Origin of the sequence: Iodidimonas nitroreducens (genome assembly GCA_000710935.1) — a bacterium.
GTDB lineage: Bacteria > Pseudomonadota > Alphaproteobacteria > Sphingomonadales > Rhodothalassiaceae > Iodidimonas > Iodidimonas nitroreducens.
This window is the reverse complement of record BAYV01000109.1, coordinates 124,555-137,047: the sequence shown is the minus strand read 5'-3', so window position 1 is coordinate 137,047 and position 12,493 is coordinate 124,555. Positions and strand designations below refer to the sequence as shown.

Annotated in this window: 16 protein-coding genes; 9 read left to right on the top strand and 7 right to left on the bottom strand. The window is 57.9% G+C overall.

Annotation, left to right across the window (positions count from 1 at the left end; translation table 11 throughout):
- Positions 1–3 precede the first annotated feature (3 nt).
- A complete protein-coding gene (gene dnaQ, locus AQ1_RS13665) occupies positions 4–693 on the top strand; it encodes a DNA polymerase III subunit epsilon (protein WP_042088223.1) in 690 nt (229 codons plus the stop codon).
- A gap of 80 nt (positions 694–773) precedes the next feature.
- Here dnaQ and secB read toward each other — a convergent pair whose 3' ends face one another.
- Complete coding sequence (gene secB, locus AQ1_RS13660) at positions 774–1,364, bottom strand: protein-export chaperone SecB (protein ID WP_042088451.1); 591 nt, start codon at positions 1,362–1,364, stop codon at positions 774–776.
- 187 nt (positions 1,365–1,551) lie between these two features.
- Positions 1,552–2,013, bottom strand: coding sequence for an FxsA family protein (locus tag AQ1_RS13655; RefSeq protein WP_052371306.1), 462 nt, complete (start codon positions 2,011–2,013; stop codon positions 1,552–1,554).
- A 162-nt stretch (positions 2,014–2,175) separates the two neighbouring features.
- On the opposite strand from AQ1_RS13655, the gene AQ1_RS13650 reads away from it, so the two are divergent.
- From AQ1_RS13650 to AQ1_RS14770, 3 genes are all read left to right on the top strand, one after another.
- Complete coding sequence (locus tag AQ1_RS13650) at positions 2,176–2,850, top strand: Tim44/TimA family putative adaptor protein (RefSeq protein ID WP_042088221.1); 675 nt, start codon at positions 2,176–2,178, stop codon at positions 2,848–2,850.
- A 33-nt stretch (positions 2,851–2,883) separates the two neighbouring features.
- On the top strand, positions 2,884–4,161 hold the full coding sequence (gene mltA / locus AQ1_RS13645; protein WP_042088219.1) for a murein transglycosylase A: 1,278 nt from the start codon (positions 2,884–2,886) through the stop codon (positions 4,159–4,161).
- Positions 4,162–4,226: 65 nt separating this feature from the next.
- Complete coding sequence (locus AQ1_RS14770) at positions 4,227–4,817, top strand: Smr/MutS family protein (RefSeq protein ID WP_161760627.1); 591 nt, start codon at positions 4,227–4,229, stop codon at positions 4,815–4,817.
- 19 nt (positions 4,818–4,836) lie between these two features.
- On the opposite strand, the gene hslU is transcribed toward AQ1_RS14770, so the two are convergent.
- A complete protein-coding gene (hslU, locus tag AQ1_RS13635; RefSeq protein ID WP_042088217.1) occupies positions 4,837–6,150 on the bottom strand; it encodes an ATP-dependent protease ATPase subunit HslU in 1,314 nt (437 codons plus the stop codon).
- Entirely contained in the window at positions 6,147–6,707 is a 561-nt protein-coding gene (gene hslV / locus AQ1_RS13630) for an ATP-dependent protease subunit HslV (protein ID WP_042088215.1), read from the bottom strand. The genes hslU and hslV overlap by 4 nt, the downstream gene beginning before the upstream one ends.
- A gap of 196 nt (positions 6,708–6,903) precedes the next feature.
- Between hslV and hisB the strand changes: the two genes are divergently transcribed.
- Genes hisB through AQ1_RS13605 form a run of 5 tightly spaced genes read left to right on the top strand, consistent with a single transcriptional unit; the run spans position 6,904 to position 10,038 of the window.
- Entirely contained in the window at positions 6,904–7,497 is a 594-nt protein-coding gene (hisB, locus tag AQ1_RS13625; RefSeq protein ID WP_042088446.1) for an imidazoleglycerol-phosphate dehydratase HisB, read from the top strand.
- A 3-nt stretch (positions 7,498–7,500) separates the two neighbouring features.
- Positions 7,501–8,157: an imidazole glycerol phosphate synthase subunit HisH gene (hisH, locus tag AQ1_RS13620; protein ID WP_042088213.1), complete on the top strand. Its 657-nt coding sequence runs from the start codon at positions 7,501–7,503 to the stop codon at positions 8,155–8,157.
- Positions 8,154–8,924 carry a 1-(5-phosphoribosyl)-5-[(5-phosphoribosylamino)methylideneamino]imidazole-4-carboxamide isomerase gene (hisA, locus tag AQ1_RS13615; protein ID WP_042088212.1) on the top strand — a complete coding sequence of 257 codons (771 nt, stop codon included), beginning with the start codon at positions 8,154–8,156 and terminating at the stop codon, positions 8,922–8,924. Before hisH ends, hisA begins: the two co-directional genes overlap by 4 nt.
- The gene (gene hisF / locus AQ1_RS13610) at positions 8,918–9,691 is read left to right on the top strand and encodes an imidazole glycerol phosphate synthase subunit HisF (protein WP_042088208.1); all 774 of its coding nucleotides are present in this window, start codon (positions 8,918–8,920) and stop codon (positions 9,689–9,691) included. Before hisA ends, hisF begins: the two co-directional genes overlap by 7 nt.
- On the top strand, positions 9,691–10,038 hold the full coding sequence (locus tag AQ1_RS13605) for a phosphoribosyl-ATP diphosphatase (protein ID WP_042088206.1): 348 nt from the start codon (positions 9,691–9,693) through the stop codon (positions 10,036–10,038). The genes hisF and AQ1_RS13605 overlap by 1 nt, the downstream gene beginning before the upstream one ends.
- Here the strand turns inward: AQ1_RS13605 and gshB are convergent.
- The 3 genes from gshB to rsmI form a co-directional block, all read right to left on the bottom strand.
- On the bottom strand, positions 10,035–10,973 hold the full coding sequence (gene gshB, locus AQ1_RS13600) for a glutathione synthase (RefSeq protein WP_042088204.1): 939 nt from the start codon (positions 10,971–10,973) through the stop codon (positions 10,035–10,037). The two genes, AQ1_RS13605 and gshB, sit on opposite strands and share 4 nt — an antisense overlap.
- A 175-nt stretch (positions 10,974–11,148) precedes the next feature.
- A complete protein-coding gene (locus AQ1_RS13590) occupies positions 11,149–11,553 on the bottom strand; it encodes a YraN family protein (RefSeq protein WP_042088200.1) in 405 nt (134 codons plus the stop codon).
- Positions 11,554–11,559: 6 nt separating this feature from the next.
- A complete protein-coding gene (gene rsmI / locus AQ1_RS13585; RefSeq protein ID WP_042088198.1) occupies positions 11,560–12,474 on the bottom strand; it encodes a 16S rRNA (cytidine(1402)-2'-O)-methyltransferase in 915 nt (304 codons plus the stop codon).
- Between the last annotated feature and the right edge of the window lie 19 nt (positions 12,475–12,493).

The following is a 12,493-nucleotide window of genomic DNA, read 5'->3' as shown; positions in this document are numbered from 1 at the left end:
GCCGTGCGCGAAGTTGTTTTTGATACGGAAACCACCGGCCTCGATCCGGCGCAGGGCCATCGATTGGTGCAGATCGGGGCGGTTGAGCTGATCGATTATCTGCCCACTGGCCGCCATTATATGACCCTGATCAATCCCGACCGGCCCATGGACCCCGGGGCCCAAGCCATCCACGGGATCAGCGATGCCATGCTGGCAGGCAAGCCCGGTTTTGATGCCGTGATTGATGAATTTCTGGCCTTTGTGGATGAGGATCCGCTGGTGGCGCATAATGCGGAATTTGACATGAAATTCCTCAATGCCGAATTGATCCGGATTGAACGCCCGCCGCTGCCGAAAACCCGCTTCATCGATACCCTTGATATGGCGCGAAAGCGCTTTCCCGGGCAGAAACTTTCCCTTGATGCCTTGTGCAAGCGCTTTGGCATCGATAATTCCATGCGCGAACGCCATGATGCCCTGCTCGATTGCCAGATTCTGGCTCAGGTCTATCTTGAATTGCGGGGCGGTCGGCAGCAGGGCCTGGGGCTGGGGGAGATGATGGCCCCAAGTGATCAGAGCCTTATGACACCGGGTTTTGAAAGCCAAACCGGGCCGCGCAGGGAACCGCGCCCCCATCAGCCCGATGAGGGCGAATTGGAAGCGCATGAGGCCTTTGTCAAAAGCCTTAAAAACCCGATCTGGACCGCATGATGGTCTTTTGATGATCAAAAAAGCCTGCAAGCGGTGAGCTTGCAGGCTGAAGGTTTCGATCAGGCCTTGCCCTTTTTTGATCAGGCGTTGCCTTGAGGCTCACCCAGATCAAGGGTGCCAAGCCCGGCAGAGCCGCTTTGCTGCGGCTGGGCTTGTGCAACTGATCCGCGCTGCTGTTGATACAGTCCGGCAAAATCGATGGGATCGAGCATCAGGGGTGAATAGCCGCCATCGCGCACCGTGTCGGCAATGATCCGGCGGGCAAAAGGAAACAGGATATGCGGTGCCTGCACCAGCAAAAAGGGCTCGACCATATTTTCCGGCAGATTGCGCGCTCCGAAAAGCCCGGCATAAACCAGTTCAACGGCGAAGGCGGTCTCGTCACCCAGCTTTGATGTGGCATTGATTTTCAATTCCACTTCAAAAGCTTCGTCGCCCATGCGGCGGGCACCCACATTCACATTCACTTCCATTCCCGGCTTTGGCGCATCGGGATTGGACATGGCCTGAAAGGTTTTCGCGGCATTGGGATTTTCGAAAGAAAGATCTTTCACATATTGCGCCAGAACAGCGGCTGCGGGCGCATTGGTTTGCGAGGCGGCTGTGCCAAAGTTCTGGCCTGAGTTCTGGCCTGAGTTCTGGGTGCCGCCGATGGGTTCATTTTCCGCCATGATCTGACGTTCCTTCACACTGCTGATCAATATTATGATGATAGGGGTGCTGAAAAGAACGGGCACCCTGCCCGCGCCAAACAGCGATGGCGATTTCGCTAGCACGAACCGGCGGATCAAACAACCGCTGATCAGATATCAAAAGAGCCCGGCGTGGTTCATTTTTGCCTGCTCATAGCCTGATCCATCATGATCGGGGGGGCAGATGCTGATCGGGGGGTTGATCCGGTGTTTGGTCATCGGGTGTTTTGCCATTTTCCCAAAAGGTGCCTTCGATGATCACATGGTTGCTTTGAGGCCGGGTTCGGCGCAAAATGCCCAGAATGATCCACAGGCGCAAAGGCGGGATCAAAAGCAATGCGCCCAGAAAATCAGAAATGAAGCCGGGGATCAGAAGCATCAGCCCGGCCAAGGCGAGAAAAGCCCCATGCATCAGTTCCAAAAGGGGGGCGCGGTTGGCATCAAGCTCGGCGCGGGCCTGTCGGATGGTTTCAAACCCCTGGGCGCGCACAAGGGTCACACCGATCACGGCCGTGGCGATGGTCAGCAAAAGCACCGGAAGGGCGCCGATTTCACCGCCCACAGCAATAAAAACGCTGATTTCAGCGAGCGGTGCGGCTATAAGCGCCAGAAGGAAGAGGAGCGCCATGCTTGTCCTTTCAAAGAGAGAGGCTTATCTATCATAAGATCATGCTTATAGATGTAGGATGTGATGCGCCAATGGCAATCAACAATCAGCCTTGGGTTTGTCTTTGGTCGCGATCCTGTATAAAAGGCGCTTGGTTCAGTTTCCAGTTCGCGGGATATCGCAATGGGTGAGGGTTTTCAGTTTATCGACATCATTCTTCTGGCGATGGTGGCAGGGTTTATCGCCTTGCGCCTGCGCAGCGTTCTTGGCCGCCGCACGGGGGATGAGCCGGATGCCGATGCCCAGCTTCGGGTGGGTCAGACAAAACAGGGCCATCCGGTGGATGGTGCGGGGCAGCCTCTTGAATCCCCTTATGGTGAAACCGTGGTGCGGTTGGAAGCCGATCCCGAAGTGCGGAAGGCGTTCCGGGCCATGCGCCGGATCGATGGGGATTTCGATCCCGATCATTTTTATCAGGGGGCCCAAGCCGTTTATCCGATGATTCTCGATGCTTTCTGGCAGGGCAATCGCGATGAATTGCGCGGCCTGCTCAGTCCGTCTGTCTATGCCGATTTTGAAGCCGCCATCACCGCCCGGGAACAGGCCGATCACAAGATCGAAGGTCAAGTGATCGATCTGGCGGATGTAAAGATCGTGAAGGCTGAACTACAGGAAAAGACCGCCACAATCACTGTGGAATATGAGGCGGAAATTGTTTCGGTGACCAAAAATGCCGAGGATGAAATCATCGAAGGTAACAGTGCCGATACGGTCACCGTGCATGATATCTGGACATTTGAACGGGATTTGGGCGGCGATGATCCCGCATGGCTTTTGGTTTCCACCAGCAGCGCCTGAGGATGTCGAACGCACAAGGCCAGGATCGCAGATATGATCACAGATATGATCAATGGGCGAAAAGGGCTGGGCATTCTTTTGGTCGGCTTGGGGCTCGCCGCTCTTTTGTGGCTTTTGTTTTTTTGGCCCTTTTCCCGACAGACGATCCCCGTAAAGGGGATCGCTTTTGTGCCCGCAGCCTTTGCCGATCTGCCCGGATGGGGCCGCGATGATCTGTCGCCCGCCCTCGCCGCTTTTGTAACGAGTTGCCAGAAAAAGCAGACCCTGCCAGCCGATCGCCCTATCAGCCCTGTGGCGATTGGCGGGGAGGTGGGAGATTGGCAGGCGGTGTGTGATCGGGCGATGGCCCTTGATGAAAGCGGCGCCCCATCCGATCAGGCGATTTCGTCTGATCAGGCAATCAGGGATTTTTTCGAGCAGTTTTTTACCCCCCTCTCGGTGCGGTTCGATGGATCGGCGCGCGGGCTTTTCACCGGCTATTATGAGCCCCTGATCCGGGCCAGCCGAACCCCTGATGCCCGCTATCAGGTCCCGATCTATCGTCGTCCGCCTGAATTGGTGACGGTTGATCTGGGAGACTTTCGCGACGATCTGGCCGGGCGGAGCATTGCGGGAAAGGTGGAAAACGGGCGCTTGCAGCCCTTTCCCAGCCGCCATGAGATTGCCCGGGGGGCTCTTGCCGGACGGGGGTTGGAGCTTTTATGGGCCGATGACAGGGTGGATGTGTTTTTCTTGCAGATCCAGGGCTCGGGGCGGGCTTTATTGCCGGATGGGTCGATGATCGCCTTGGGCTATGATGGGCCCAATGGCCATGGCTATACATCCCTGGGCCGCCTGATGGTCGAGCGCAGGATTTTGCATCCCGATCATGTGTCGGCCCCGGCGATTGCCGATTGGCTGCGGGATAATCCGGTGGCGGGTGCGGATTTGATGGTGGAAAATGCCTCCTATATTTTCTTTCGCCGGCTGGATGGCCCCGGTCCTTTGGGGGCGGAAGGGGTGCCCCTCACCCCGGGGCGCAGCCTCGCCGTTGATCGTGCTTATCTGCCTTTGGGGGCACCTTTGTGGTTGGCTGGCGGCATGCCGGATCGGGAAACAGCGCCGGATGAGGCTCCAAAGCCTTTGGAACGCCTGATGGTGGCTCAGGATACCGGCGGGGCGATCCGGGGGGGCGTGCGTGGCGATGTTTTTTGGGGCTTTGGCGATGAAGCCGCTTATCTGGCGGGGCATATGGCTCATTATGGGCGGCTGTGGTTGTTGCTTCCCACGCCCTTGGCCCAGCGTTTGTTTGCATCTGCAGAAAAATCATGAGCAACAAGCCGAAAAATCGGCCAAAAAACCGGATCGGCGGGACTGATCAAAATCAGGATCAAAAATTGTGGGATCAACTGACCCGCGATGTGCGACCCCTTAAAAACCGGCCCAAAGCCCCTCCTCTCCCCAAAAACACCTTTCCCGGCGCGCTTCCAAAATCCCTATATCGCGAAGGCGCGGCCAATCCGCGTGATCTTCAGGATTTGCTGCCCCTCCCCCATATAAATCAGACCGATCCTTCCCTTTCGACAAAGGCGGCGGCCGAGATTCGCAGCCAGCTTGATCGCCGCACCCAGCGCCGCTTGGCGCGCGGGCATCAGCCCATTGATAGCCGCATCGATCTGCATGGTCTGACCCAGAAACAGGCGCTGGAGCGGTTGGTTCGGCATGTCATGATGGCTGCAGGGCGCGGGGATCGGGCGATTTTGGTGATTACCGGCAAAGGTGGGCGGCAAAATCCTCAAACCACTGGCGTACCGGTGGCTTTTCGCCGCCGCGATAGCTTCGATCTGGGCTCGGGTGTGCTGCGCCGGATGGTGCCCTTATGGCTGGAATCCCCGCAGCTTTCCCCTTATGTGCACAGCTATGGCCCGGCCCATGATGGGCATGGCGGCGATGGCGCGCTTTATGTGCTGTTGCGTCGCCACCGCTGAAGCCTGAAGCCTTAAAAGCCTAAAGAATGAAGCGCGATAGATCGGTGTTTTTCGGCAGATCGCCCAGATGTTTGCGCACATAGGCGGCATCGATGGTCACCTGCTCGCCATTGCGGTCCGAGGCATCGAAGCTGATTTCATCCAGCACCCGTTCCAGCACGGTATGCAGGCGCCGGGCCCCGATATTTTCCACCGAAGCGTTCACATCGGCGGAAATTTCGGAAATTTCGGCAATGCCATCGGCGGTGAAATCAAGGGACACACCTTCGGTTTCCATCAAAGCCTTATATTGGCGGATCAGGGATGTTTCCGGTTCGGTGAGGATGCGCTCGAAATCCTTTTTATCAAGGGCGGAAAGCTCCACCCGAATGGGCAGCCGGCCTTGCAGTTCGGGCAAGAGATCCGATGGCTTAGCCAGATGAAAAGCACCCGATGCAATGAACAGGACATGATCCGTTTTCACCGATCCATAGCGGGTGGAAACGGTGGTGCCCTCGATCAGCGGCAGCAGGTCGCGCTGCACGCCCTCGCGGCTGATATCACCGCCGCGGCGATCTTCGCTGGCGCATACCTTGTCGATTTCATCCAGAAACACGATGCCGTTCTGTTCAACGGCCTCAATGGCTTCGCGGGTGATGGCATCATCATCGATCAGCTTGTCGCTTTCTTCGGCGATCAGGGGCTTATGGCAATCGCGTATCGTCACTTTTTTGCGGCTGGTGCGCTGGCCGCCAAAGGCTTTGCCCAGCATATCCTGCAGATTGATCATGCCAAGCTGGGCCCCTGGCATTCCCGGAATATCCATGCTGGGAATCCCGCCTGGGCCGCTATCGGCCAGATCCAGCTCGATTTCCTTGTCATCCAATTCACCCTGACGCAGGCGAACGCGAAAGCTTTGGCGCGTATCGGGGGATGCGGATTTCCCCACAAGGGCATCGAGCACCCGCTCTTCGGCGGCAAGTTCGGCCTGCGATGTTACTGTGCGGCGGTGATTTTCGCGGACCATCGTGCGGGCCTGTTCCACCAGATCGCGGATGATCTGTTCCACATCCCGGCCCACATAGCCCACTTCGGTAAATTTGGTGGCTTCCACCTTGATGAAGGGGGCATTGGCAAGGCGCGCCAAACGGCGGGAAATCTCGGTTTTTCCCACGCCGGTGGGGCCAATCATCAGGATATTCTTGGGCAGTACCTCGTCGCGCAGAGCGTCGTCAAGCTGTTGGCGTCGCCAGCGATTGCGCAGAGCAATGGCCACAGCACGTTTGGCATCATTCTGGCCGATGATATAGCGATCGAGCTCAGAGACGATTTCACGGGGAGAAAAAGAGGTCATGCGGATTCTAGCTTTTCGATGATGATATTGTCATTGGTATAAACGCAGATGCCCGCCGCCACGGCCATGGATCGGCGGGCGATGTCTTCTGCACCCAGATCCATGTCATAAAGGGCGCGGGCCGCTGAAAGCGCGAAATTGCCGCCCGATCCGATGCCGATCACGCCATCTTGTGGTTCTAAAACATCGCCGGTGCCGGTCAGCAGCAGGCTCACATCCTTGTCTGCCACCGCCATCAGGGCTTCCAAACGCCGCAAATAGCGATCGGTGCGCCAGTCTTTTGCCAATTCCACACAGGCCCGGGTAAGCTGGTTGGGATAGCGTTCAAGCTTGGCTTCAAGGCGTTCGAGCAAGGTAAAGGCGTCGGCGGTGGCTCCGGCAAAGCCCGCGATCACCGCGCCATTGGCCAAAGGTCGCACCTTGCGGGCATTATCCTTCACCATGGTTTGCCCCATGGTCACCTGCCCGTCGCCCGCCATCACCACTGTGTCTGCTTTTCTTACACATAAAATCGTGGTGCCGTGCCAGCCGGGAAAATTATCACGTTCTGAGGTCATTCTGTCTCACTTCAGGAAATCGGGCTCACTTCAGGAAATCGGGTGTTCTGATCGATTGCCCTGCATATATAAAACCGCCGAGCCGGATAGCAAGCCATCTGGCGGGCTTGGCGGGGACGGATCACCCTGCTATAGGCAGGATGGTTCTAAGGCACCCATGCTTTTATCAAAAGCACTCAGTTTCAGGATGGCTTTCATGCGCAGCGCCCAGATCGATCGCAAAACCCGGGAAACCGATATTTCCGTCAGTCTTGGCCTTGATGGAGAAGGGCGGTCTAATATCTCGACCGGCATCGGTTTTTACGATCATATGCTGGAGCAACTGGCGCGCCATTCCCTGATGGATATTGATATCCGGGCGGTGGGCGATCTGCATATCGATGCCCATCATACGGTCGAGGATGTGGGTATTGCTTTGGGCGGGGCGCTGAAAAAAGCGCTGGGCGAACGGCGGGGCATCACCCGCTATGGCCATGCCTATGTGCCCATGGATGAAACCCTGAGCCGGGTGGCGGTGGATATTTCGGGGCGGCCCTTTCTGGTGTGGAAAGTGCCCTTCACTCAGGCCCGTTTGGGCGAGATGGATACCGAATTATTCGAGGAATTCGCCCGCGCCTTTGCTTTTGGGGCGGGGATCACCTTGCATGTCGAGGTTCTTTATGGGGTGAATAATCACCATAAGATCGAATCCTGCTTCAAGGGCATGGCCATGGCTTTGCGGATGGCCATTGAAATCGACCCCCGGCGGAAGGATGCCATTCCCTCCACCAAAGGCACGATTGGCGGCTGACCTATGGCGCAAACCCTTGTTGTTATCGATTATGGATCGGGCAATCTGCGTTCGGTCTCGCGGGCGCTTCAGCGCGTGGCTCTGGATGCGGGGCTTTCTTTCCAGATCACGGTTACGGGCGATCCGGCGGCGGTGCGCAAGGCCGATCGCATCCTTTTGCCCGGCGTTGGGGCCTTTGGTGATTGCCGGGCCGGGATCGATGCCATTCCCGATATGATGGCGGCGATCGAGCAGGTGGCTTTGCATGATGCCCGGCCTTTTCTGGGCATTTGTGTGGGGATGCAATTGCTGGCCTCGCGTGGGCTGGAGCATGGTGAACATCAGGGTTTTGGCTGGATTCCGGGCACGGTCGAGGCGATCCGTCCCCAAAGCCCCGATCTCAAAATCCCCCATATGGGCTGGAATGCTTTGGAACTGACCGAAGCAGGCGAGGCGCATCCGCTGTTTGCCGGGATTGCGGCGGGCGATCATGCTTATTTCGTTCATAGCTATCATCTGGCGCTGCAATCGCCTGAAGCCTGCCTTGCCCGGGTGCATCATGGCATGGCGCTGACCGCGGCGGTGGCCCGGGGAAATGTGGCGGGGGTGCAATTTCATCCTGAAAAAAGCCAGACAACCGGCCTTCGTTTCTTGCGTAATTTTCTGGAGTGGCAGCCATGAAACTCTATCCGGCGATTGATCTGAAAGACGGCAAGGCCGTGCGCCTGCAAAAGGGCGATATGGCCAAAGCCACCATCTTTCATGATGATCCCGCAGCCCAGGCGCTGGATTTTGTCAAAGCGGGCTGTGAATATCTGCATCTGGTGGATCTGGATGGTGCCTTTTCGGGCCGACCGGAAAATGCGGCAGCGGTGGAAGATATTCTGAAGGCGGTTTCGGTGCCGGTGCAATTGGGCGGCGGTATCCGATCCCTTGAAACCATTGATCGCTGGCTGCAATTGGGGGTGTCGCGGGTTATTCTGGGCACGGCGGCGGTCAAAAACCCGGCCTTGGTGAAGGCGGCCTGCCAGCAGTTTCCGGGCCGCATCCTTGTGGGGATCGATGCCCGCAATGGCTTTGTCGCCACCGAAGGCTGGGCGGAAACATCCGATCTGCCCGCCGCCGATCTTGCCCGCAGGTTCGAGGATGTGGGCGTTGAGGCGATCATTTTCACCGATATTGATCGCGATGGCATGATGATGGGGGTGAACTGGCAGGCGGTGGCCGATCTCGCCCGGGCGGTGCGCCTGCCGATCATTGCCTCGGGCGGGGTGCGCGGCATGGATGATATCATGGCCCTGTGCGCAACGGCGCAGGCCGCAGCCGATGGCATCAAGGGCGGCGAGATGCCGGGCGGAAAGGTCGATGGCGTGGTGATCGGCCGGGCGCTTTATGATGGGGCCGTGGATTTGCGGGCCGCCCTTCAGCTGGTTTCCGCATCATGTTGAAAACGCGGATCATTCCCTGCCTCGATGTGAAGGATGGTCGGGTGGTGAAGGGGGTCAATTTCGTTGATCTTCTGGATGCGGGCGATCCCGTGGAACAGGCCCGCGTTTATGATGCGGCGGGGGCGGATGAGCTGTGTTTTCTGGATATCACCGCCAGCCATGAACGGCGCGATACTTTGCTTGATGTGGTGGCCCGCACCGCCGAGATGTGTTTCATGCCGCTCACCGTTGGCGGCGGGGTGCGATCTGTGAATGATGTTCGGAAATTGCTTCTGGCCGGGGCCGATAAGATCGCCATCAACAGCGCGGCGGTGCAATTGCCCGAATTGATCGCTCAATTAGCGGAAAAATTCGGCTCTCAATGCATCACGGTGGCGGTGGATGCCAAATCGGTGGGGCCGGATCGCTGGGAAATCTTCACCCATGGCGGCCGCACGGCCACGGGGATAGATGCCGTGGCATTTGCCTGCCGCGCGGCTTCTTTGGGGGCGGGCGAAATCCTTCTCACCTCGATGGATCGCGATGGCACAAAATCCGGTTTCGATCTCGATTTAACGCGGCGGATTGCCGATGCCGTGCCGGTTCCGGTGATTGCTTCCGGCGGGGTTGGCTCCCTTGATGATCTGGTGGCGGGGGTGCGCGATGGCCATGCCTCGGCAGTTCTGGCGGCCTCGATCTTTCATTTCGGCCATTATACTGTGGGCGAGGCGAAGGCCCATATGGCCCGGGCCGGGATTAATATACGCCAAACAAAAGAGATGATCTGATGACCGATGAGCAGCCAGCAGCCCCCATTGATTGGGCCGCCCTCAACCGGCTTTATGCCACCTTGATCGCGCGCAAATCCGCCGATCCCGAGCAGAGCTATGTGGCCCGGCTTTATGGCAAGGGCCGCCAGAAAATTGCGCAAAAGCTGGGGGAAGAAGCGGTGGAAACAGCGCTGGCCGGGGTTTTGGATGATCGGGCCGGGATCATTTCAGAATCTGCCGATCTGTTGTTTCATCTGATGGTTTTATGGGCGGATGCAGGGATCGCGCCCGATGATATCATGGCCGAACTCACCCGCCGCGAAGGGCTTTCGGGTCTGGACGAAAAAAAGCGCCGAACCCTTTAAAGCCGGCTTTCGATGGCATCCCAGACCAGCCCCGCAATATTGGCATCATCGAAACGGTCGATTTCCTGAATCCCGGTGGGGGATGTGACATTGATTTCGGTGAGCCAATCGCCGATCACATCGATGCCAACAAAAATAAGGCCGCGTTTTTTCAATTCCGGCCCCAAACGATCACAAATTTCCTGATCGCGGCGGCTTAGCACCGCGATTTCAGCACGCCCCCCCACATGGAGATTGGATCGTGCTTCGCCCAATGCCGGCACGCGGTTGAGCGCGCCCGCCACCTCGCCATCCACCAAAATGATGCGCTTATCACCTTGGCGCACCTGCGGGATATAGCGCTGCACCATGATCGGTTCGCGATAGATGCCGGTGAACAGCTCGATCAATGCGCCTAAATTTTCATCCCCCGGCTGCAGGCGAAACACCCCGGCCCCGCCATTGCCATAAAGCGGCTTGACGATGATATCCTTATGTTCGGCCCGAAAGGCCGCCACTTCATCCTTGCGCCTTGTGATCAATGTGGGGGGCATCAGATCGGCAAAATGGGTGACAAACAGCTTTTCCGGGGCATCGCGCACCGAAGCCGGATCATTCACCACCAGGGTTTTGGGGTGGATATGTTCCAGAATATGGGTGGCGGAAATATAGCCCAGATCAAAAGGCGGGTCCTGGCGCATCAGGATGGTATTGAGATCGGCAAGATCGCGCTTTTCAGGGCTTCCGGCAGAGACATGATTGCCCTTTTCGCGACGCAAGCTGATCGGGCGGCCTATAGCGGTCACATGGCCCTGCTGCCAGCTCAGATCCCCGGGCAGATAATGAAACAGGCTGTGGCCCCGGCGTTCAGCCTCAAGCCCCAGAGCAAAGGTGCTGTCGCCATTGATATCGATTGTCTCGATCGGATCCATCTGCAAGCCAACGGCCAAACCCATCTTTTCTCTCCGTCAAAAGATCATCCATCATTCATCCGCTGGCCAACCATCGCGGGCAGCCTCTGGCGCAGCCCTGTATAAGCTGTTGCCGATCAGGGGGAAAGGCCATCCCGGCCCCTTGTCATCATTTTCTCGTGCCCGGCTGTGCCGGTTGATGGCCTGATGGGTTTTGGGTTTATAGCTGGCCGGGCTTTGCCCCCGCGAACGCATGGATCAGATGCTTTGGCAATTTGAAAGGGCGGATGATGATGACATCAAAGCGCAGGGAGAGATCTGCCTCAAGGGGGTGGCGCATGATGAAATGAAGGGCCCCGCGCATCAATCGCTGCTGCTGGCGCGGCGGCACCGCTTCAAGCCCGCTTGTCAGGGTTTTGCGGGCTTTTACCTCGATGAACACAAGGCTGTTGTGATGCCGGGCGATCAGGTCGATTTCACCCAAGGGGCTGCGATAGCGCCGGGCGATGATGCGATAACCCTTGAGCTTCAGATAAAGCGCCGCCAGCCCTTCCGCCCGGCGGCCCAGAATTTCGGCCTTTTTGCGCCCCTTTTGTGCCGGTTTATGATGCGGGGCCAATGTCATTGCGGGTTATTGCGGGTCATCGCTGATCTGGCCTTGCAGGGCCAAAGCCCGTTGATAAATGGTGCGGCGCTTTTCCCCGGTCATCCAGGCGATGGCGGCGGCGGCTTCGCGCACCGATAAATCCTGTAGCGCCTTTTTGATCAGATCATCGATCTGATCGCTTTTGGGCCGCTCGCCTTCCGGCGGGGCGATCGCTAAAACGATTTCGCCCTTGATCCGGTGTTCCTGAGCGGCTGTGCTGGCGGCCAGATCCAAAAGGCTGCCCCGGCGTATTTCCTCATAGCTTTTGGTCATCTCGCGGCAGATGGCGGCTTCGCGCCCGGCCCCTAGAATTTCGGCAAAATCCGCAAGGGCGGCGGGCAGGCGGCTTGGGCTTTCATAAAGCACCATGGTGGCATCCACGGATCGATAGGGTTCGACAAATTTTTTGCGGGCCGATGATTTGGGGGGTGAAAAGCCAAGAAACAAAAGCTTGTCGGTGGGCAGGCCACAGGCGGATAAAGCGGTGATGAACGCACAGGCACCGGGAATGGGGATAACCTTGTGCCCGGCGGCGCGGGCATCGGCCACCAGCCGATAGCCGGGATCGGAAATCAGCGGCGTTCCGGCATCCGATATCAGGGCGACCCTTTTCCCGGCGGCCAGAGCATCGAGAATTTTGGCCCCGCTCGTTTTGGCATTATGGTCGTGATAGGATATCAATGGGCGCTTCAAGCCATAATGATTGAGCAGCTTGAGGCTGACCCGGGTATCTTCGCAAGCGATCAGATCAGCGGCTGCCAGAATGGCCAGAGCGCGATGGCTGATATCACCCAGGTTGCCAATCGGGGTGGCCACGATATAAAGCCCGGCGCTGGGGATGGACCCCACGGCAGAGCGGGGCCCAAGGCTGGCCTCATCATCAAAATCAGCCTGTGCCACTTTGTTGCCTTCTGTTTGC

Bases quoted from the DNA above. Each gene is read 5' to 3' on its own strand.
- secB (WP_042088451.1), bottom strand. From the start codon at position 1,364: ATGGCGGAAAATGAACCCATCGGCGGCACCCAGAACTCAGGCCAGAAC.
- AQ1_RS13655 (WP_052371306.1), bottom strand. From the start codon at position 2,013: ATGGCGCTCCTCTTCCTTCTGGCGCTTATAGCCGCACCGCTCGCTGAA.
- AQ1_RS13650 (WP_042088221.1), top strand. From the start codon at position 2,176: ATGGGTGAGGGTTTTCAGTTTATCGACATCATTCTTCTGGCGATGGTG.
- mltA (WP_042088219.1), top strand. From the start codon at position 2,884: ATGATCACAGATATGATCAATGGGCGAAAAGGGCTGGGCATTCTTTTG.
- hslU (WP_042088217.1), bottom strand. From the start codon at position 6,150: ATGACCTCTTTTTCTCCCCGTGAAATCGTCTCTGAGCTCGATCGCTAT.
- hslV (WP_042088215.1), bottom strand. From the start codon at position 6,707: ATGACCTCAGAACGTGATAATTTTCCCGGCTGGCACGGCACCACGATT.
- hisB (WP_042088446.1), top strand. From the start codon at position 6,904: ATGCGCAGCGCCCAGATCGATCGCAAAACCCGGGAAACCGATATTTCC.
- hisH (WP_042088213.1), top strand. From the start codon at position 7,501: ATGGCGCAAACCCTTGTTGTTATCGATTATGGATCGGGCAATCTGCGT.
- hisA (WP_042088212.1), top strand. From the start codon at position 8,154: ATGAAACTCTATCCGGCGATTGATCTGAAAGACGGCAAGGCCGTGCGC.
- hisF (WP_042088208.1), top strand. From the start codon at position 8,918: ATGTTGAAAACGCGGATCATTCCCTGCCTCGATGTGAAGGATGGTCGG.
- AQ1_RS13605 (WP_042088206.1), top strand. From the start codon at position 9,691: ATGACCGATGAGCAGCCAGCAGCCCCCATTGATTGGGCCGCCCTCAAC.
- gshB (WP_042088204.1), bottom strand. From the start codon at position 10,973: ATGGGTTTGGCCGTTGGCTTGCAGATGGATCCGATCGAGACAATCGAT.
- AQ1_RS13590 (WP_042088200.1), bottom strand. From the start codon at position 11,553: ATGACATTGGCCCCGCATCATAAACCGGCACAAAAGGGGCGCAAAAAG.